Annotated in this window: 23 protein-coding genes, 1 riboswitch and 1 other annotated feature; of the genes, 20 read left to right on the top strand and 3 right to left on the bottom strand. The window is 42.7% G+C overall.

Annotated features, from left to right (window positions below; all coding sequences use genetic code 11):
* Positions 1-69: 69 nt before the first annotated feature.
* From MHI41_RS12630 to pheA, 14 genes are all read left to right on the top strand, one after another.
* The gene (locus tag MHI41_RS12630) at positions 70-1,089 is read left to right on the top strand and encodes a rod shape-determining protein (protein WP_007501538.1); all 1,020 of its coding nucleotides are present in this window, start codon (positions 70-72) and stop codon (positions 1,087-1,089) included.
* Positions 1,090-1,116: 27 nt separating this feature from the next.
* Positions 1,117-2,016: a rod shape-determining protein MreC gene (mreC, locus tag MHI41_RS12625; protein WP_007501536.1), complete on the top strand. Its 900-nt coding sequence runs from the start codon at positions 1,117-1,119 to the stop codon at positions 2,014-2,016.
* Entirely contained in the window at positions 2,013-2,531 is a 519-nt protein-coding gene (gene mreD, locus MHI41_RS12620) for a rod shape-determining protein MreD (RefSeq protein ID WP_025207721.1), read from the top strand. The genes mreC and mreD overlap by 4 nt, the downstream gene beginning before the upstream one ends.
* 54 nt (positions 2,532-2,585) lie before the next feature.
* Positions 2,586-3,269 carry a septum site-determining protein MinC gene (gene minC, locus MHI41_RS12615; RefSeq protein ID WP_007501533.1) on the top strand — a complete coding sequence of 228 codons (684 nt, stop codon included), beginning with the start codon at positions 2,586-2,588 and terminating at the stop codon, positions 3,267-3,269.
* 2 nt (positions 3,270-3,271) lie between these two features.
* Positions 3,272-4,075 carry a septum site-determining protein MinD gene (gene minD / locus MHI41_RS12610; protein ID WP_017358134.1) on the top strand — a complete coding sequence of 268 codons (804 nt, stop codon included), beginning with the start codon at positions 3,272-3,274 and terminating at the stop codon, positions 4,073-4,075.
* A 109-nt stretch (positions 4,076-4,184) separates the two neighbouring features.
* Positions 4,185-4,976 carry a M23 family metallopeptidase gene (locus MHI41_RS12605; protein ID WP_050827517.1) on the top strand — a complete coding sequence of 264 codons (792 nt, stop codon included), beginning with the start codon at positions 4,185-4,187 and terminating at the stop codon, positions 4,974-4,976.
* Positions 4,969-5,838 carry a M50 family metallopeptidase gene (locus MHI41_RS12600; RefSeq protein WP_076822351.1) on the top strand — a complete coding sequence of 290 codons (870 nt, stop codon included), beginning with the start codon at positions 4,969-4,971 and terminating at the stop codon, positions 5,836-5,838. The genes MHI41_RS12605 and MHI41_RS12600 overlap by 8 nt, the downstream gene beginning before the upstream one ends.
* 66 nt (positions 5,839-5,904) lie before the next feature.
* Positions 5,905-5,978 (top strand) — a sequence feature (ribosomal protein L21 leader region).
* Between the two features lie 12 nt (positions 5,979-5,990).
* Positions 5,991-6,299 (top strand): 50S ribosomal protein L21, encoded by a 309-nt coding sequence (rplU, locus tag MHI41_RS12595; protein WP_342494229.1) that lies wholly within the window; start codon positions 5,991-5,993, stop codon positions 6,297-6,299.
* 14 nt (positions 6,300-6,313) lie between these two features.
* Entirely contained in the window at positions 6,314-6,652 is a 339-nt protein-coding gene (locus MHI41_RS12590; RefSeq protein WP_007501524.1) for a ribosomal-processing cysteine protease Prp, read from the top strand.
* 12 nt (positions 6,653-6,664) lie between these two features.
* Positions 6,665-6,949, top strand: a complete 285-nt coding sequence (rpmA, locus tag MHI41_RS12585) for a 50S ribosomal protein L27 (RefSeq protein ID WP_003216586.1) — start codon at positions 6,665-6,667, stop codon at positions 6,947-6,949.
* 277 nt (positions 6,950-7,226) lie between these two features.
* Entirely contained in the window at positions 7,227-7,820 is a 594-nt protein-coding gene (locus MHI41_RS12580) for a sporulation initiation phosphotransferase B (protein WP_007501522.1), read from the top strand.
* Positions 7,821-7,841: 21 nt separating this feature from the next.
* A complete protein-coding gene (gene obgE, locus MHI41_RS12575) occupies positions 7,842-9,128 on the top strand; it encodes a GTPase ObgE (protein WP_007501521.1) in 1,287 nt (428 codons plus the stop codon).
* Between the two features lie 55 nt (positions 9,129-9,183).
* Entirely contained in the window at positions 9,184-9,627 is a 444-nt protein-coding gene (locus MHI41_RS12570) for an ACT domain-containing protein (protein ID WP_008342790.1), read from the top strand.
* A gap of 18 nt (positions 9,628-9,645) precedes the next feature.
* Positions 9,646-10,524, top strand: a complete 879-nt coding sequence (gene pheA / locus MHI41_RS12565) for a prephenate dehydratase (protein ID WP_048001816.1) — start codon at positions 9,646-9,648, stop codon at positions 10,522-10,524.
* A gap of 24 nt (positions 10,525-10,548) precedes the next feature.
* On the opposite strand, the gene MHI41_RS12560 is transcribed toward pheA, so the two are convergent.
* The gene (locus MHI41_RS12560) at positions 10,549-11,088 is read right to left on the bottom strand and encodes a transcription repressor NadR (RefSeq protein ID WP_017358132.1); all 540 of its coding nucleotides are present in this window, start codon (positions 11,086-11,088) and stop codon (positions 10,549-10,551) included.
* Positions 11,089-11,091: 3 nt separating this feature from the next.
* Positions 11,092-12,240 (bottom strand): IscS subfamily cysteine desulfurase, encoded by a 1,149-nt coding sequence (locus MHI41_RS12555; RefSeq protein ID WP_060781240.1) that lies wholly within the window; start codon positions 12,238-12,240, stop codon positions 11,092-11,094.
* Positions 12,241-12,332: 92 nt separating this feature from the next.
* On the opposite strand from MHI41_RS12555, the gene nadB reads away from it, so the two are divergent.
* From nadB to MHI41_RS12530, 5 genes are all read left to right on the top strand, one after another.
* Entirely contained in the window at positions 12,333-13,904 is a 1,572-nt protein-coding gene (gene nadB / locus MHI41_RS12550; protein WP_342494228.1) for an L-aspartate oxidase, read from the top strand.
* Entirely contained in the window at positions 13,886-14,749 is an 864-nt protein-coding gene (gene nadC, locus MHI41_RS12545; RefSeq protein ID WP_342494227.1) for a carboxylating nicotinate-nucleotide diphosphorylase, read from the top strand. The genes nadB and nadC overlap by 19 nt, the downstream gene beginning before the upstream one ends.
* Positions 14,736-15,845, top strand: coding sequence for a quinolinate synthase NadA (nadA, locus tag MHI41_RS12540; protein ID WP_007501511.1), 1,110 nt, complete (start codon positions 14,736-14,738; stop codon positions 15,843-15,845). Before nadC ends, nadA begins: the two co-directional genes overlap by 14 nt.
* A 131-nt stretch (positions 15,846-15,976) precedes the next feature.
* Entirely contained in the window at positions 15,977-17,191 is a 1,215-nt protein-coding gene (safA, locus tag MHI41_RS12535; RefSeq protein ID WP_342494226.1) for a SafA/ExsA family spore coat assembly protein, read from the top strand.
* Between the two features lie 133 nt (positions 17,192-17,324).
* Entirely contained in the window at positions 17,325-17,945 is a 621-nt protein-coding gene (locus tag MHI41_RS12530; protein ID WP_057079257.1) for a YhcN/YlaJ family sporulation lipoprotein, read from the top strand.
* 46 nt (positions 17,946-17,991) lie between these two features.
* Here the strand turns inward: MHI41_RS12530 and MHI41_RS12525 are convergent, their stop codons facing one another.
* On the bottom strand, positions 17,992-18,624 hold the full coding sequence (locus MHI41_RS12525; RefSeq protein WP_008342767.1) for a LysE family transporter: 633 nt from the start codon (positions 18,622-18,624) through the stop codon (positions 17,992-17,994).
* A gap of 238 nt (positions 18,625-18,862) precedes the next feature.
* Positions 18,863-18,972, top strand: a riboswitch (TPP riboswitch).
* 126 nt (positions 18,973-19,098) lie between these two features.
* Between MHI41_RS12525 and thiC the strand changes: the two genes are divergently transcribed.
* A complete protein-coding gene (gene thiC / locus MHI41_RS12520; RefSeq protein ID WP_065461567.1) occupies positions 19,099-20,859 on the top strand; it encodes a phosphomethylpyrimidine synthase ThiC in 1,761 nt (586 codons plus the stop codon).
* Positions 20,860-20,867: the final 8 nt, after the last annotated feature.

Raw genomic sequence — 20,867 nt, 5'->3', positions numbered from 1 at the left:
ACGATATAATAGAGTTTATGAGTTTTTCCCTAAAGGGAATTTTGGTTTAAGAAAGGAAGATACATACATATGTTTGGAATTGGTACAAAAGACCTTGGAATAGATCTTGGAACAGCGAATACGCTTGTTTTTATTAAAGGAAAAGGAATTGTTGTGAGAGAACCTTCGGTCGTAGCTTTGGAAACTGATACGAAGTCTATAGTGGCGGTTGGAAATGACGCTAGAAACATGATCGGTCGTACACCTGGTAATGTTGTGGCACTGCGCCCAATGAAAGACGGAGTCATTGCAGACTACGAGACGACAGCAACAATGATGAAATATTACATTAATCAAGCATTAAAAGGTAAAGGGCTTTTTGCTCGTAAACCGTACGTGATGGTGTGTGTACCATCTGGTATTACAGCAGTAGAAGAGCGTGCAGTCATTGATGCAACAAGACAAGCTGGTGCTCGTGACGCATACCCTATTGAAGAGCCATTTGCTGCGGCAATCGGTGCTAACCTTCCTGTATGGGAGCCAACTGGAAGCATGGTTGTAGATATTGGCGGCGGTACAACAGAAGTAGCCATTATTTCACTTGGCGGTATTGTGACATCTCAATCGATCCGTGTTGCAGGAGACGAAATGGATGATGCGATCAGCAGCTACATTCGTAAAACGTATAATCTTATGATTGGTGATCGCACGTCAGAAGCGATTAAAATGGAAATCGGTTCTGCGCAGCCTGACGTACATGATGAGATGGACATTCGCGGCCGTGACCTTTTAACAGGTCTGCCAAAAACGATCTCTATTACGGCAGAAGAAATTGCAAAAGCGCTTCGCGATACGGTGGAAACAATTGTCGATGCGGTCAAAATGACACTTGAAAAAACGCCACCTGAGCTAGCAGCAGATATTATGGACCGTGGAATTGTATTAACAGGCGGCGGTGCATTGCTACGTAATCTTGACAAAGTCATTAGTGATGAAACAAAAATGCCGGTCATTATTGCTGAAGATCCGCTTGACTGTGTGGCGATCGGAACAGGGAAAGCACTAGAACATATTCACTTGTTCAAAGGAAAATCTAAAGATAATCGATAATTGGGCGTAAATAAAGAGGTGTAAGACATGCCGCAGTTTTTTATGAATAAAAGATTAATGTTGCTCCTTGTCTGTGTCATCGTACTGGTGGCCATGATTGGTTTTTCAGTGAAAAGCGGCAGAGGTGCTTCATGGCCGGAAAAATTAGTGGGGGATACGACAGGCTTTTTTCAAGGTGTCTTTCATAAACCATCACAATTTATTGCCGGTATTTATGGGAATGTACAAGATTTAAAGAACACATATGATGAAAACGAGCGTCTTCGAAAAAAACTTGATGGACAAACCCAATATGAGGCGAAACTTCAAGAACTAGAAGATGAGAACAAAAAGCTCCGCAAGCAGCTCGGATATGTGAACTCTATTCGTGACTACACGCCCATTCTTTCAACAGTCATTGCGAGAAACCCGTCCCTTTGGGATAGTTTTGTCATGATTGATAAAGGGAAAAAACAAGGCGTTGAAAAAGATATGGCGGTCACCAATGAGAGTGGTGCGTTAATTGGGAAAATTGAAAGTGATAAGCTCAACAATTTTACGTCGACTGTAAGGTTGCTAAGCTCTACAGATCAAAATAATAGAATTTCAACGAAAATTTTTGCGAAAAAGGGCAAAGAAGAACTCAATGGAATTATTAACGGTTATGACAGCAAGAAAAAAATGCTGACAATGAACATTTTAAAATCCGATGCTGATGGGGATGTCAAAAAAGGAGATCTTGTTGAAACATCTGGAGCAGGGGGCGTATTCCCGCAGGGCTTGACGATTGGGAAGGTAAGCGAAATTGAGCCGGACCATTACGGACTGACAAAAATTATTTATGTAGAACCAGCTGCTGAACTCAATAATTTAGACCGCGTGATTGTTGTGAATCGCAGCACAAGTACGGCAGATGCATCTCAATTAACGAAGGAGGAAGGCTCGTGAAACGTGTCCTTCTTGCTTTCGTCATGTTGTTTATTTTCGTATTTGACAGTATTTTTGTCGATTTAGTGAAGCTCCCATTTGTTTCAGACAATCAAATTTTAGCACCTCATTTCATCTTACTCGCACTTGTATTTATGACAGCTTTTGTGAATCAAAAATATGGTGTGATTTATGGATTTGTCTTTGGACTTTTATATGATATTTCGTATACAGGTATTCTTGGTGTTCATATGTTTGGCTTTGGTGCACTCTGCTATTTGTTAGCAAAAGCCTTCAAAGTCCTCCAAACGAATATGTTAGTCGTTGTCTTTCTATCGATGATTGCTGTTGCAGTGATGGAGTTTTATGTGTACGGCGTTCAAGCGACGATTCAACCAGGTATTATGCCTTTTAATACGTATGTCATCGAACGCTTTATTCCAACGATTCTTTTAAATACTGCTGCGTCTCTCATACTTGTTGTGCCGCTTAGGCTCTTTTTCATCAATGTGAAACAAGGACTGATCGACGAATAAAAGCAGGAGTTTGTCCAATTACGGCGAAATGAGTATGTTGTTGAGGTGAGCATCTTGAAAACTCAAAAACAGCAGTATGTGACAATAAAAGGTACAAAAAACGGATTAACATTACAGTTAAATGATGACTGTTCGTTTGAAGACCTTCTTTCTGGCTTGCGAGAGGTTCTTTTACTTGAGCAATATACAGACGGAAGAGAAGGACATAAAGTCAATGTGCATATTAAACTTGGTTTTCGATATTTAACAGAGGATCAAGAGGCGCGTTTAACTGAAGCGGTGTCTGAAAATGAACATCTCGTCATTCACTCTATTGAAAGTGACGTCATGTCAACTGAAGAGGCGAGACGTTTAAAAGCAGAGGCTGAGATTACTTCTGTAGCAAAAATTGTACGCTCTGGACAGGTGCTTTATGTCGAAGGGGATCTTTTATTAATAGGAGATGTCAACCCTGGTGGAACTATTCGTGCTGGGGGGAATATTTTTGTGCTCGGTGCATTAAAAGGTGTAGCGCATGCTGGATGTAATGGAAACAAACAAGCTGTGATTGCGGCATCTCATATGATTCCAACCCAGCTTCGCATCGCACAAGTGTTTAACCGTGCACCGGATCAAAAAGAAGATGGAAATGAAATGGAATGTGCTTATTTAGATATAGATGGCAATATGATCATTGAACGCCTGCAGCAATTGGCTCATATAAGACCTAATCTGACAAGGCTTGAGGGAGGAATGTGAAATTGGGCGAGGCTATTGTGATTACCTCAGGAAAAGGCGGCGTTGGCAAAACAACAACATCTGCAAACTTAGGCACAGCACTAGCAATTCAAGGGAAAAAAGTGTGTCTAGTTGATACCGACATCGGCCTTCGGAATTTAGATGTCGTGATGGGGCTTGAAAACCGCATTATTTATGATCTAGTCGATGTAGTAGAAGGAAGATGCAAGATTCACCAAGCGCTTGTGAAGGATAAGCGGTTCGAGGATCTTTTGTATCTTTTACCTGCTGCTCAAACAAGCGATAAAACGGCGGTTGAGCCGGAGCAGATCAAAGAATTAATTCAATCATTGAAACAAGACTTTGATTATGTTGTCATTGATTGCCCTGCTGGAATTGAGCAAGGCTTTAAAAATGCTGTATCAGGTGCTGACAAAGCGATTGTGGTCACGACACCTGAAATCTCAGCTGTGAGAGATGCAGACCGAATTATCGGCTTGCTGGAACAAGAGGATATTGAACCGCCTCGTTTGATTGTGAACCGCATTCGTACACACATGGCGAAAAATGGCGATTCGATGGATGTGGATGAAGTTGTCCATCATTTATCAATTGATCTTCTCGGCATTGTAGCCGATGATGATGATGTCATTAAGGCTTCAAACAATGGTGAACCGATTGTCATGGATGCTAAAAATAAAGTTTCCATTGCGTATCGCAATATTGCTCGCCGCGTACTAGGTGAATCTGTTCCTCTTCAATCCTTTGAAGAAGAAAACAAAGGGATGTTTGCAAAGCTGAAAGCATTTTTCGGTGTAAGAGCATAATGATTCACGTGAGATGAGACCGATTCGATGAGAATCGGTCTTTTTGTTGCATATCATATGAGGTCGCCACATAAAATGTACAAACTGTTTGTATGTAAAGGGTGATCTTATGAAAAGAGTGGACGAGTATCGAAAGAAAATAGCGCAGCGCCGCAAAATGAAGCAGCCAGCTGCTGCCCCTAAGAAGGCAGCTTTCAAGAAGAAAGATGATATTCCGCCATGGGTCATGTTAACAGAAGAAGAAAAGCATTCTGGCTCGGCTTCCTACGAGTCAACGTCTCACCAAACGAAAAAATTTCGCCATCCGTTATTTCATTCAAATACGTTTGTGCTTAAATGTTTACTTTCTGCCTCTCTTGTACTGATTGCCGCTATTTCATTTAAAGGGCAGGCGGGGCCTTTTCAGCAGCTGAAGCCGATGATCAGTCAAACCTTTGAACAAGATTTTCAATTTGCCGCCGCCAACCGGTGGTTTGAGAAAACTGTCGGAAACCCACTTGCCTTTTTAACCGATAGAAAAGAAGGGCAAAAGGACGTACAAGCCAATCAAGAACTGGCTGTCCCTGCCTCTGGAAAAGTACAGGAATCCTTCACGCAAAATGGTGCCGGAGTCAAAGTTGAAACATCTGCTGAAGCCATCGATAGTATGAAAGAAGGCTATGTCGTAGAAGTGAAAAAGAAAAGTGATACAGGGCTCACAGTCGTGGTGCAGCATGCAGATAACAGCTATAGCTGGTACGGCCAACTAAAAGAAGCTGACGTGGCTTTATACGATTTTGTCGATAAGGGGGAAAAAATTGGTCAAATTGCGCTTGATGAACAAGGGAAGGGGACATATTACTTCGCCATTAAGCAAAATGAACAGTTTATTGATCCCATTCAGGTGATGACCTTTGAATAGATGGCTGCTCATGCTGACAAAGGTCCATGTTCACCCGCTCCTTTGGATAGTCATGGCATTTGCCATGCTATCAGGTCAAATTAAGCCGCTGCTTTGTCTGCTCATCATCGTCTGTGTCCATGAGCTTGGACATGCAGCGGCTGCTTGTTATTATCACTGGCGGATTCGGCGGATTTTTTTACTGCCATTTGGCGGGGCGGTAGAAGTAGAAGAGCATGGCAACCGTCCGCTAAAAGAAGAACTGGCGGTCATTTTATGCGGACCGATTCAGCATGTCCCGCTCCAGCTCGTCGCCTGGCTTCTCATGGAAGCCTCACTTATTTCATATGACGTCTTTACGATGTTTACTTTTTATAATATAGCGATTTTTCTAGTGAACCTTTTGCCCATTTGGCCGCTTGATGGCGGAAAATTATTCTTTTTGCTCTTATCTGTTTTTTACCCTTTCCAACAGGCACATGCCCTTGCAATAAAAGGCTCACTCATTTTTTTCGGTCTTTTGACAGCAGGGTTACTCTGTTTTGCTCCGCTGCAATTCAACGGTTGGATCCTGCTCACTTTTTTAGCCTACTCGCTTGTAATGGAGCACCGGCAGCGGCATTATATCAGGGTACGTTTTTTACTAGAACGTTATTACGGTAAAAAAGAGCAAAAGGTAGAGAAACTCATTCCGCTGAGAGCCAGTGCTGAGGAGAAAATATATGAAGTGATGGCGCGATTCCAAAGGGGCTGTAAGCATCCCATTATTATCGAACGGAATGGTGTGAAAATGAGCCAGCTCGATGAAAATGAATTGCTCCATGCTTATTTTTCAGATCGAAGAACCACCTCTTCCATGGAAGATCTTCTTTTGCCGTACTAATGGTGAAAATACATTGACATTCAGCGTCTAATTTGATATATTTTTTAATGTTATGGATATGTAGCACCCGTGCTACAACCGCGCGGAGCAGGTGTAAAGTGCCTATTGGCCCCCTGTATTCGGCGAGTCTGAGTTTATTAGGAGGTGCAGAGATGTACGCAATTATCGAAACTGGTGGTAAACAAGTAAAAGTTGAAGAAGGTCAAACTGTTTATGTTGAAAAACTAGCTGCTGAAGCAGGTGAAACAGTTACTTTCGAAAACGTATTGTTTGTCGGCGGAGACACTGTCAAAGTGGGTAACCCTTCAGTTGTTGGAGCAACAGTAACGGCTAAAGTTGAAAAACAAGGTCGCGGTAAAAAAATTACTGTGTTCAAGTACAAACCGAAGAAAAACAACCACAAGAAACAAGGTCATCGTCAACCTTACACTAAAGTTGTTATCGAAAAAATCAACGCTTAAGGCGTGTGAGTGATATGATCAAAGCAACCATTACTCGGTCGCCAGCAGATGAAAGCATTACGTCTTTTCAGATGACTGGACATGCCGAGTTTGCTGAAAAAGGTCAGGATCTCGTTTGTGCAGGTGTATCTGCTGTTGTTTTCGGGTCAGTCAATTCAATTATTGCACTGACAGGAATGGATCCACTGCTTGATATTGGAGATGAAGGCGGGTATTTCTCTTTTGAACTGCCAGCTGATACAGATCCAGTCACCTTTGAAAAAGCCCAGTTGCTTTTAGAAGGCATGGTCGTTTCCTTAGAAACAATTGAACGAGATTATCACGATTATGTGAGAATATCTACAAAAAAATAGGAGGTGAACTTCATGCTTAGATTAGATCTTCAATTTTTCGCATCTAAAAAAGGGGTAGGTTCTACAAAGAACGGACGTGACTCTGAGTCTAAACGTTTAGGCGCTAAACGTGCTGATGGTCAATTCGTAACTGGTGGTTCTATCCTTTATCGTCAACGTGGAACGAAAATCTATCCAGGTGAAAACGTTGGACGCGGAGGCGACGACACTCTTTTCGCTAAAATCGACGGAACAGTTAAATTCGAACGTTTCGGTCGTGACCGTAAAAAAGTGAGCGTATATCCTGCGGCACAATAATTGCTAAAAACTCCGGTCATTGACTGGAGTTTTTTTCACTATTCAGGGAGCTTTTGCGCTTTTTACAAGTAGTACCGAAGATGATAAAAGAAGATGCACTCCATAAATATCAAAGAATGTTTGCTGACTTTGCCTCATTTTCTCCTATACGATCAGAAAAAACAACCTTTCCTCACATAACTAGTGTTTTTCTAAGCTGTCTTCTCTGTTATAATTCAGGGAGACATATTGATGATAAGACTCCTAAAAGAGAGACCAAACGATTGGGAGTGCGATAATGGAAGAGATACCAAGTAAACAAAACGAAAAATTAACTCACGTTGCATTAACGAATGAATTGATCCATCTGCTTAGTCGTTCAAGACACGACTGGATGAATAAATTGCAGTTAATCAAAGGCAACTTGACATTAGAAAAATATGACCGAGTGTTCGAAATAATAGAAGAAATGGTCATTGAAGCACAGCATGAATCCAAACTCTCAAATTTAAAAATTCCCCAATTGGCCTATTACTTTCTAACCTTTAATTGGGAGTCGCATTTTATCACCCTAGAATATGAAGTGCTTGGTGAAACCCGAGACTTATCAGCATATGAATCGCAGCTGCTAACGGTATCACGGGAGTTGTTTTCGATATTCGATCAATCAGTTTGCCAAAAAACTGAAAATCATTTAACGGTCACTTTCCAAACGGATCATGAAGAGAATGATGTGATCTTATATTTTGATTTCAAAGGAAAATTAACAAGTTTGGATGCGTTAAATGCGTTTCATGACGCAAACTATCCATGTATGAGTATAACGCAATTTCATGTGACGAATCATGAGTCCATGATTGAGCTTTGTTTGAGGCAAGAACGAGATATGTGATGCAGAGAAACGGAGGAAGTTATGTTTGTAGATCAGGTTAAAGTGTATGTTAAAGGCGGTGACGGCGGAAACGGTATGGTGGCGTTCCGTCGTGAAAAATATGTGCCAAAAGGCGGGCCAGCTGGCGGCGACGGCGGAAATGGTGCAGATGTAGTATTTGAAGTAGACGAAGGACTTAGAACGTTAATGGACTTTCGTTATAAGCGTCATTTCAAGGCGGACCGCGGCGAGCATGGAATGAGTAAAAACCAGCATGGCCGAAATGCGGAAGAAATGATTGTTAAAGTTCCGCCTGGTACAGTTGTGACAGATGCCGAGACGGAACAAGTGCTAGCTGACTTGACAGAGCATGGACAGCGGGCTGTGATTGCCAAAGGCGGACGTGGCGGACGTGGAAATTCACGCTTCGCAACACCAGCAAACCCTGCACCACAGCTGTCTGAAAACGGTGAGCCAGGTAAAGAACGTGACGTCATCTTAGAATTAAAAGTACTTGCAGATGTTGGACTTGTTGGTTTCCCAAGTGTCGGGAAGTCAACGCTGCTTTCGATTGTCTCTTCTGCGAAACCAAAAATTGCGGATTATCATTTTACAACGCTTGTGCCAAACCTCGGAGTTGTTGAAACAGACGATAACCGAAGCTTTGTCATGGCGGATCTGCCAGGACTGATCGAAGGAGCGCACGAAGGTGTTGGCTTAGGTCATCAATTTTTACGCCACATTGAACGTACACGTGTCATTGTCCATGTCATTGATATGTCTGGACTTGAAGGGCGTGACCCATACGAAGATTACGTGACGATTAACGAAGAGCTTGAGCAATACAATATGAGATTGACAGAGCGTCCGCAAATCATTGTAGCGAACAAAATGGACATGCCGGATGCAGCTGACAATCTAGCGGCATTTAAAGAAAAATTAACAGATGACTATAAAGTGTTCCCAATTAGTGCGATCACAAGAGAAGGGCTTCGTGAGCTCTTATTTGAAATCGCCAATCAGCTTGAAACAACACCGGAATTCCCGCTCTACAATGAAGAAGAGCTCTCTGATAACCGTGTGATGTACAAGTTTGATGAAGGGGAAGCAGCATTTGAGATCTCAAGAGATCCTGATGGTACATTTGTCTTAACTGGTAAAGCACTTGAGCGACTGTTTAAGATGACAGATTTCTCAAGAGACGAGTCAGTGAAACGATTCTCTAGACAGCTGCGCGGAATGGGCGTTGATGATGCCCTGCGTGAACGTGGTGCAAAAGATGGAGACATCATTCGTCTGCTTGAATTTGAATTTGAATTTATCGATTGATCAAAAGGAGGGTCCAGTTCATGGGCTCTCCCGTTTTTAAAAGGGGAGAAAACAGGTGAAAGAAGAAACGTTCTATTTAGTAAGAGAGGATGTACTTCCGGATGCGATGCGAAAAACGCTTGAAGTCAAAAAGCTTCTCGATCGCAAAAAAGCGGATTCAGTTGCCGATGCTGTTCAAAAAGCGGATTTAAGCCGCAGTGCTTTTTATAAATATCGAGATGCTGTTTTTCCATTTTATACAATGGTCAAAGAGCAGATCATCACATTGTTTTTCCACCTGGAGGATCGGTCTGGGGCTTTGTCTAGGCTGCTGCAAATTGTGGCTGACTCTGGCTGTAATGTGTTATCCATTCACCAAACGATTCCGCTGCAAGGAAGAGCGAATGTCACCCTGTCGATCAGTACGGCCGGCATGGCAGATGATATCAATACAGTCATGAATCAATTAAGAAAACTTGAATTTGTCGAAAAAGTTGAAATTCTAGGTTCTGGGGCGTAAAAGGAGAGATCATAGCAGATGAAGCAATTAACGGTAGGTTACTTTGGACCAGAGGCCACATTTACTCATTTGGCTGTCTGTTCTTGTTTTCCAAAAGATGCAGAGCAGCGGGCTTATGCAACCATTCCGCAATGTATGGATGCAGTGTCAAAGGGAGAAGTAGATTTGGCGGTCGTTCCACTTGAAAATGCACTCGAAGGATCTGTGAACTTAACGATTGATTATTTAATTCATGAGGACGCTTTGTCCATTGTGGGCGAAATGACAGCACCGATTCGCCAGCACCTGCTTGTCCATCCATCGAGAGCGGAGAGCTGGGAGACATTAGATGTGATTCAGTCACATCCGCACGCCATTGCGCAGTGTCATCAATTTTTGAAGAGGCAGTTCCCTGATATTCCGCATCGGCCAGTGGAATCAACAGGCTATGCAGCAAAATACATCAGTGACCATCCAGATGAAGCTGTTGGTGCGATTGCAAATGAAATCGCCGCAAAAACGTACGGATTGACGATTGCGAAAAAAGACATTCATGATTATCCGCACAATCATACACGCTTTGTTATTTTACATAAAGAGGCGAAGGCATCGTTCCCAATGAATTCTGGTTTTTCTTCAAAGCCAAAAACGACCATTGTTGTCAGCCTCCCAAAGGATGATCAGTCAGGTGCATTGCACCGTGTGTTATCAGCTTTTTCATGGCGGAATCTCAATTTGTCCAAAATTGAATCGCGTCCGACAAAAACAGGCCTTGGACACTATTTATTTATCATTGATATCGAAAAAGAGATGGATGATGTACTTGTCCCTGGCGCCATTCAAGAATTAGAAGCGATTGGCTGTGAAGTGAAACTACTCGGCAGCTATCAAACATATGAATTAACGAATGAAAAATAGTGTCCTCTTGGGGACACTATTTTTTTAGTCTTTAATGAGAAATCCAGCGTCATCAAGCGCTTGAATGGCTTGGTCAAGCTGCTTTTGGCTGTATGAAGTAAGGGTATGTAAGTGTACGCCGTCTGTCAGCTCTGATAAGTAGGAGGCGCCCGTATTAGAAATATGATGAACGAAGTCAGCCACTTGTTTGCGCGTACTCACTCGAATAGAGGCCGTCAGCTCCCCGTAGACAGGGTGCTCAATGATCACGTCTTTCACCGTTACACCGTAGTCTACAATCAGTGTCAGCTCCTCTTCTGTACGATGAGGATCGTGCTTGCAAGCGATAATCTGTTCAATTTCAGTTTCCGGTGTATGCTGCGCCATATACACATAGCCTTGGCTTGTGGCAATAATGGGTTCGTTTTTTGCTTTTAGTAATGAAATATCTTGTACAATGACTTGTCGTGAGACAGCGGCTTTTTTAGCTAAAAAACTTCCGGTGAGTGGTGTATCAGTCTCTTGTAGCCACTTTAAAATGGCGTTTCTTCTTTCTTCGCCAATGAGTTTTCTCTCTTGTTCCACGTTTTATGCTCCTTTCTTCTCCTTTTGCAAGCTCTCAAATGTATGCAAAAGCTGATCGATGTCATCCTTTGATGATCCTCGTCCAAATGATAGTCGAATGAATTGAAGGGCATCACGATCTGATACATGTAATGCCTTCACAGCAGGGGAAGGGTGGTGATAACCAGAAGCGCACGCACTTCCTGTGGATATACAAATCCCATGCCGGTTACAAGCTAACATTACATATTGTCCTTCAAACCCTTCAAAAAAACAACCAATAATATGAGGCAGCGTGCGGCGCTGGTCACTTTCTTGCAGCATGCGGACAGACAGCTTCCGTTTTTTTAGCTGCTGAAGAAAATAATTACGAAGCTGAATATCCAGCTGCTGCTGATGCTCTATTTTCAGCATGATTTGCTCGCTCGCGGCAACAAAAGCACCGATACATGGAACGTTCACTGTCCCTGGGCGTAGACCATTTTCCTGTACAGTATCTTGATATATAGGCTTCCAAGGGACATGTGCCCCCATATAGACAGCACCGGCGCCCTTAGGTGCATACACTTTATGACTCGAAATGGAGAGGGCATCGACCCCAAGTTCTTTAATCGACACATGCATTTTTCCGAATGTCTGCACTGCATCTGTATGAAAAAGAATATCTCTTTCTTTTAAGAGCGTTGCTAATTCAGCTAATGGCTGAATAATCCCAGTTTCTGAGTTGGCATGCTGGATGGATACTAGTCCGGTTTCAGGCAATAGAGCCTGTTTGAGAATCTCCTTTGTGATGATTCCTTCTTGATTCGGTTCTATGACCGTCACCTTCACACCGAGACGCTGCAAGGCATTGACCGCATGATGAACGGAAGGATGCTCTACTGATGTGGTAATGACATGCTGTTTATGTGGAGGCAGCCCATTTATGATCGATTGAATCGCAAGGATATTGGATTCAGTTCCGCCACTTGTAAAGTAAATGCCATCAGGTTCGCCCCCTAGAATCGCTGCAAGTGATTGTCTGCTGTAAGCCAAGATTTCATTTGCTCTTCCTCCTGCATCATGCAGGCTGCTCGCATTTCCGTAACATTCTTTGCTCAACTGCTGAAATACATGCAGTGATTCCTCAGAAACAGGTGTAGAAGCTGCATAATCTAAATAAATCAAATCCATCCATCTCCTGTGTGAAAATTTTTTCTTGTATTTATTGTAGTGTTGTGTAATGATATGTGTCAAGACAGGTGTAAATGACAGGAGGGGCAATTGTGTCATCTATCAAAAAAGTCATTGTGGTGGGGTCGGGCATTGCGGCTCTTTCCTTTGTGAATACGATCTCAGAGAACTGCCAAGTCATCATGATGACAAAAAAACAATTTTCCTCTAGTAATTCCATGCTCGCACAAGGGGGAATCGCTGCAGCCTTTTCCGCACATGATTCTGTCGATCAGCATGTGCAAGACACTTTAGCTGCGGGGTGTGGTCACAATGATGACAAAACTGTACAGGAGATCGTCCGTCATGGAAAAGATCTTGTAAAGAAGCTCGTAGAAGAGGGCTGCCCATTTGATCGAGATGAAACGGGAATCCCGCAGTTAGGTAAAGAGGGAGCCCATACGACCCATCGTATTCTGCATGCAGGAGGAGATCAAACGGGAAAAACCCTCGTGCAGTTTTTGAAAGGGAAGCTCGGCTCACACATTCATGTATACGAAAATCATCATGTCATGGATCTATTAGTTCATGAAGGGGTATGTACCGGTGTAGTGTGGAAAGACGAAAAAGGTCATGTACATACAATGACCGCAGATGCAGTTGTATTATCCACTGGCGGCTGTGGATCCTTATATGAAACAAACACAAATGATCCGTCTGTGACAGGAGATGGTCTGATGCTGGCCTATCGCGCAGGGGCACAGCTAGTAGATCTCGAATTTGTGCAATTCCATCCGACCCTTTTGACCACTTCAGGTAAAGCGATCGGTCTCGTATCAGAGGCAGTCAGGGGGGAGGGTGCCTATTTAGAAGATGAATCAGGCAGGCGGATCATGAAAGGAATCCACCCGCAAAGCGATTTAGCGCCTAGAGATGTGGTGGCAAGGACCATTTTCCATGAGCAACAACTCGGTCATTCCATTTATCTTAACATCCGTGATATTCCGCGTTTTTCTGCACGTTTTCCTGCGATTGCTTCGATGTGTCAGCGTGCGGGAGTTGATATGGCAAACGGAAGGCTGCCAGTTTCACCCGGTATGCACTTTTTAATGGGTGGAATTAAGGTGAATGAACATGGAGAAACAACAGTTCCATCACTTTTCGCCATTGGTGAAGCAGCTTGTACAGGTTTACACGGCGCCAATCGACTGGCAAGTAATTCGCTCTTAGAAGGTCTCGTTTTAGGAAACAAGGCGGCACGGTATGTTGAGCGGTTGCAAGCCCAGCAAGATAAAAACCCTGCTCTTTCCATTCAAGAAGTATGGTCTGTCCCAACGGTGTCACAGGCTCAGCTCGGAAAATGGATGACAGCATATGCCGCAATTGTGAGAGATGAGAAAGGCTTACAGACTTTGCTCGATCATTTAGAACAAGTCTCTTTTCAGCAAATCAATGTGAAGAATATCACAAATGAACAGATCGAAATAACTAATCAATGGGCTTTAGCCATATGCCTTGTCAAATCCGCATTACTCAGAACAGAAAGCAGGGGCGGTCATTATCGCACCGATTATCCAAATCGGCACGATGCTTCGTGGCGAGCAAAACAGATTGTACATGAACAGGGCCATATTTATACCGTAAAAAATGAAAGGATTGGTGCCAAATGGAACGTTTACAGTTAAAGCAAATGCTCACTCATTTTTTAAAAGAAGATATTGGGTTTGGAGATGTATCCGCTGATGCCATCTTTGGAGACAAGAAAGGAACAGCTTACATCATGGCGAAACAATCAGGCGTATTGGCCGGGACACAAGTCATTGATATGGGATACAAACTGCTGAATGAACAAGTTCAAACTGAGCTGTTTTTCCAGGAAGGTGATTGGATTCATGAAGGGGCTATACTGGCACAAATAACAGGCCCCGTCAACGATTTGCTGAAAGGGGAGCGGGTGGTGTTGAATATCCTACAAAGAATGACAGGGATTGCTACACTAACGCATGAAGCAGTAGAGCGATTAGCTGATCCATCTATTACGATTTGTGATACGAGAAAGACGACACCCGGTTTGCGCATGCTGGAGAAGTATGCAGTAAAAGTCGGAGGCGGAAAGAATCATCGTTTCGGCTTATCCGATGGTGTGATGATTAAAGATAATCATATTGCGGCTTGTGGTTCTATCAGGGAAGCTGTGGAGAAAGCAAGAGCATACGCCGGTCATATGGTGAAAATTGAAGTGGAAATTGAATCAGAAGCACAGCTGATGGAAGCCATTGATGCCAAAGCAGATGTCATCATGTTTGACAACTGCTCTCCAGACGAAGTGAAGCGCTTTAAAAAAATGACCCCTGAAACCATATTGACAGAGGCATCAGGCGGCATCACGTTAGAGAATGTGGCTAACTACCGGGGGACAGGTGTAGACCTTATTTCACTTGGATTCCTCACACATTCTGCTCCATCATTCGATTTTAGTATGAATATGGAATTCAGCCATAAAGGGGGAACGACTCATGTCCATGCTTGATGTGTTAGCAGCGCAGCATACAGCCATGATGCCAGATGAATATAAACAGCGCTCTTATGATGAAATGAAAGAGAGAGTATTAGAGATTAAACGCGCTTTTGGATCAAAGCTTTTTATACCGGGTCATCATTATCAAAAAGATGAAGTCATCCAATTTGCTGATGTGACAGGTGATTCATTGCAGCTTGCACAAATTGCTGCTGACAATCACGAAGCAGAATACATTGTATTTTGCGGGGTTCATTTTATGGCAGAAACGGCCGATATGTTATCAAAAAAGAATCAGCACGTCTTTTTGCCAGATATGAGAGCAGGTTGTTCAATGGCAGATATGGCGAATATGAAACAAACAGACAGGGCGTGGGATCAGCTCACTGAGCTGTTTGGAGATACGATCCTTCCGCTGACTTATGTAAACTCAACGGCTGATATTAAAGCATTTGTCGGCAAACATGGCGGATCGACTGTCACATCTTCAAACGCTAAAAAAGTATTGGAGTGGGCGCTGACCCAAAAAGAGCGAATTCTTTTTCTTCCTGATCAGCATTTAGGGCGTAACACAGCCTATGATTTAGGGATTCCGCTAGAGGAAATGGCTGTCTGGGATCAAATAGAAGAAAAGCTCATCACCGACCAACCGCTTCATCGAATCAAAATGATTTTATGGAAAGGTCATTGCTCTGTTCATGAGAAATTTACCATTGAGAATATTGAACAAACGAGAAAACGTGACCGTGACATACAGATTCTTGTTCATCCAGAGTGTACGCATGAAGTCGTAAAGGCTTCTGATCTAGCTGGTTCAACGAAATTTATTATTGATACGATCAAGCAGGCACCAGCAGGAAGTAAGTGGGCCATTGGAACAGAAATGAATTTAGTGAAACGCATCATTGACCAGCACCCTGACAAACAAATCGAATCCCTCAATCCAGATATGTGTCCATGTTTGACAATGAACCGTATTGATCTGCCTCATCTACTATGGTCACTTGAAAGCATTGAAAAAGGGGAGCCGGTCGGTTTGATTCAAGTGAATGAAGAGACGACAAAAGAGGCATTGCTCGCTTTAAATAAGATGCTCACCATTAAATAATGAAGTGTCCCCTCCTATCAGAAAACAAGTTTTTATCATATTGGCTTGTAAATAGGCATAAATTTATGTTGAAACATATTGTACTTCTGACATAACCGCTACGTTCACGTTTTGCATAGGAGGGGAAAACGTTGAAAATTCATATTGTGCAAAAAGGAGACTCCCTTTGGAAAATTTCAAAGAAGTACGGAGTCGACTTTCAAGAATTGAAAAAATTAAATTCGCAGCTCAGTAATCCAGATTTGATTATGCCAGGAATGAAAATCAAAATTCCATCTAGTGGTGTTCCTGTAAAAACCGATCATCACAAAGCAAAAGAAATGCCAAAAGCAAAAGAAATGCCAAAAGCAAAAGAACACCCGTATGTAAAAGAAAAGCCAAAGGATGTCGTGCAAGTTCAAGATACGAAGCCGAAGGAAAAGCCGAATGAACCGGTACCTTATGTGCCACCAGTACCAAAGATTGAACAGCCAGTTTTTCCACAAGTTGATGTAAACTATTATCAGACGAATCTCTACCAGCCATTCACGCCTCCTCCCAAAAAAGAACATCATGAGAAAAAAGATCACGTTCATGAAAAGAAAGATCATATTCATGAGAAAAAGGATCATAAAGATCACAAGGACCATTTTCATCATGAAAATAAGGATCATTTCAAAGATGAAGTAGCAAAGGGATATGATCCATTCATTCATATCCCACATCAAAAAGAGGAGGGAAAAGATATGGAGCAAAGTAATTACCCAAACCTTCCTAATTTCCCGCAAATGCCGAATGTTGGAGGGTCAGCAGTAGGGGGCATGGCTGAAAATAAAGAGCATCACCACCATCATCAAGAATCATATGATCCTTATTATGGTTATGGTCATTACATGCCAGCAATGTATCCATATCCGCAGCAAATGGTACCCGCTTCTCCTATTTTACCGGGATCAGGCCTTTGTTATCCGGTACAGCCGTATTATCACCATCACATGATGCCGTACCCTTATCCGGCGGCTCAGCCGTATTACCCTGCGTATCAAGCACCAGCTTATTACGGTGAACATCACGAGCATCATGCAAACGATGGGCATCACTGGCACCACCATATGCATCCAAATGCAGGAGCGAATGCGAATGCGAATGCCAATCAAGGCTTTTATCCAAACGCTCCAAATGAAGCATATGGCAAGGAAGACTGCGGATGCGATGATGGTATGAAGCATCATCAGCCATGGCCTGGACATTATCCAAACCCTGTTCCATATGGTCAAATGGGTGCTTATCCAGCTCAGCCTTATATGCAGCAGCCTTATCAAAACCCATCTGTCTTTGCAAGACCAGAAGAAGAGGAAGAAGATTAATGACACAAGGGACGATCTCAATCGTTCCTTTTTTTGTTTATAACTGACAGCTTGTTTTTGTCCTCAACTGTACATGCTAAAACAGAGCCTGTTTTGCGCTCATGAGATTCAATTTGTACAGGGGGTTTTTCGTTTGAGACAAAAATGGCAAAAAACAATCGCCTTAGTGCTTCTACCTATTGGATTAACGGCATGTGGTACAAATAACAATGCGGGTGTAGATACACGTCATAATCAATCTGGCCAGCCAGTTGGATACCACTCCAATCAACAGGCAACAGACAACAATCAAGATCATCAAGGACCGGTTTCTGAGCTTATGGAGGGAATGAACGGAAGAAATACAACGAATGTTGATTATCGTTCACGCCCTACACAGGATCAAGTGAGAATGCCGCTTACTGGTGGAGATGGACGCTACAGTCATGGAGATATGAACTATCATAACCAAATGTCGTTCTCTGGCTACGATAAACAAGAGAACATCCAGCGTTCAAGAAAAATCGCCAACCGAGTGAACAAAATGAACCATGTGACAGACTCACAAGTCATGGTGACGGATGAAAATGTGTATATTGCTCTTAAAACAGATGGGCGCTTGACATCAGAGGGTGTATCACAAGTAGAAGAAGCAGCGACTCGTTATGCAGATGGAAGAGCTGTCCAAGTCATTAAAGACGAAGGCGCATTTACACGCTTCAGAGATATGAGAAAAACGCAATTTGAAACAGGTCAGACAGGCGTGACCCGCTAGGCGGGAATAAAAAAGGCTAAAGTTCATGACGAACTTTAGCCTTTCTTTAAAAATACACTTTGATCCCGATATAAAATTCATAAAAGAAATAACAGCCAAACCCAAGTAATAAAATACCGGCAATAATGGATGTCCACTTAATCATTGTTCGATTCATCACTTTTCTTGTTAGGGAAACAATTGTGAGAAGACCGATGTCATGAAGAAGAATCCCTGCCAAAATACCCGCAGCAGCCAATATAAATTCAGATGAATTTGTATTCGTATAAGCATCTGCCAGTACAGCACCAAACACAGATACCCAGAACACAAGGTTTCCAGGTGATACCGCGACGAGCAGCCCATTTCGGTATGTTTTAGCGAATGATTTATTCACTTTTTCTCCTGCTAAATGGATGTCTTGATCCGCATTTTTAATCGAATCGTAGGCAAGAATCATTAAAAAGATGGCACCGATCAGCCAGAGCGGAATTTGGATAAAGGGCAAAGATAAAAATTGAGCAAATCCAGCATATAAAGCCAAGATGAGCAATATATCGATGGTCATACCACCAGCGCCTACAGTTAATCCATGAAAGAATCCGTTTTTTAATCCCTGCTTTGTCATTTCAACCGTGATCGCTCCAACAGGTAGAGCAATTGAGAATCCAACGACGATAAATGTAAGAAATGTTTGCAATCGACTAGAACTTCCTTTGAATCATGTTTGTATAAAAATTCTCCGTTTAGATTAATTATACATATTAGGAGAAAAGGATCAATGATTATTTCTTATTTAATCGAAATGAGAGAGATAAATCGTGTATAGAAAGATGTATATCGTGAAGATCGTGTATTCATTGTAGGGGAAAGGAACTATTTTCCTAAAACTTCTTTTTTTCATTTCTCAGCTATGCTACACTGTTGTGGAAATCAATATAAGTGACTAGGGGTGCCCGGAAATGCGGGCTGAGAGAGAAGACAAGCTTCTTAACCCTTTGGACCTGATCTGGCTCGTACCAGCGTGGGGAAGTTGAAGATGATACATGTGCCATATGAATGGCATACATGTTTTTTTCTGACGACGAAACCAGGTTCTTTACATAGAATCTGGTTTTTTGCTGGTGCTGATTCCATCCTGACCGGTCACACGAAAAGAAGGAGAGAACAGCAAATGAATGAAAAGACAAATGTTCCATCAACGCAATCTTTATTATCAAACTTTGAAGGCAGTCGAAAGGTATATGAACAAGGCTCAAGACCTGACATTTTGGTGCCAAAAAGAGAAATCGTGCTCACAAATACAGTGACACAAGCAGGTGATATCGAAAATGAACCGATTCGTGTGTACGATACAAGTGGACCGTATACAGATGCGGAGGCTCATATTGATGTCACAAAGGGATTAAAGCGCCTGAGATCAGCATGGATTAAGGAAAGAGAAGATACTGAAAGCTATGAAGGGCGTCAAGTAAAGCCAGAAGATAATGGATATCGCTTGAATGGGAAAGAATCCTTTCAAGCTGCCCATACAGATTTTCATCATGTGCCGCTCCGCGGGAAACAAGGTGCTTGTGTGACGCAAATGCATTATGCAAAAAAGGGCATCATTACGCCTGAAATGGAGTTTATCGCTTTGAGAGAACAGCTAAGTCCTGAGTTTGTTAGAGAGGAAGTGGCTAGTGGGAGAGCGGTCATTCCAGCGAATATCAACCATTCTGAAAGTGAGCCGATGATCATCGGAAAGAATTTTCACGTGAAAATTAATGCGAATATTGGCAATTCAGCTGTGACGTCGTCCATTGAAGAAGAGGTGGAGAAGATGACATGGGCAATTAGATGGGGGGCAGATACGATGATGGACCTGTCTACAGGAAAGGACATTCATACAACGAGAGAATGGATTATCCGCAATTGCCCAGTCCCAGTAGGAACTGTCCCAATTTATCAGGCACTTGAAAAAGTGAATGGAATCGCAGAAAATTTGACGTGGGAAGTATACCGAGACACATTAATTGAACAGGCAGAGCAAGGGGTTGACTACTTCACCATTCATGCGGGCGTCCTGTTAAGGTATATTCCGCTCACAGTCGACCGGGTCACAGGAATTGTTTCAAGAGGCGGAGCCATTATGGCAAGATGGTGTCTCGCTCATCATCAAGAGAACTTTCTGTATACCCATTTTGAAGAAATTTGTGAAATTATGAAAACATATGACATTGCCTTTTCGCTTGGGGACGGGCTCAGACCTGGATCCATTGCGGACGCAAATGACGAAGCGCAGTTTGCAGAACTCGAAACGTTAGGGGAATTGACAGAGATCGCTTGGAAACATGATGTACAGGTCATGATTGAAGGACCTGGTCATGTTCCAATGGATAAAATCAAAGAGAATGTCGATAAGCAGATGGAGATATGCAAAGAGGCACCTTTTTATACGTTAGGCCCTCTAACAACAGATATTGCACCGGGATATGATCATATTACATCCGCGATCGGTGCGGCGATGATCGGCTGGTACGGAACAGCCATGCTGTGCTATGTGACACCAAAAGAGCATTTAGGTCTGCCGAACAAAGAAGATGTAAGAGAAGGCGTCATCGCCTATAAAATTGCCGCACATGCAGCTGATGTAGCAAAAGGACATCCTGCTGCTCAAAAGCGTGATGATGCCTTATCAAAAGCGAGATTTGAATTCAGATGGCGGGATCAATTTCACCTGTCACTTGACCCAGAACGAGCGCTGGCATTCCATGATGAAACATTGCCTGCTGAAGGTGCTAAAACCGCTCATTTCTGTTCCATGTGTGGACCAAAGTTTTGCAGTATGAAAATATCCCATGACATCCGCAACCAATCAGAAGAAGTGAAAAGAGAGATGGAGAAGAAGGCAAAAGAGTTTATCAGTCAAGGAAGTCAAATCTACCAATCCTAAAAAAAACC

This window comes from Bacillus sp. FSL M7-0307 (assembly GCF_038627835.1).
In the GTDB taxonomy this organism is placed as follows: Bacteria; Bacillota; Bacilli; order Bacillales; family Bacillaceae; genus Bacillus; species Bacillus altitudinis.
Note: the sequence above shows the minus strand (reverse complement) of the source record. Positions and strands in the feature narration are given on the sequence as shown.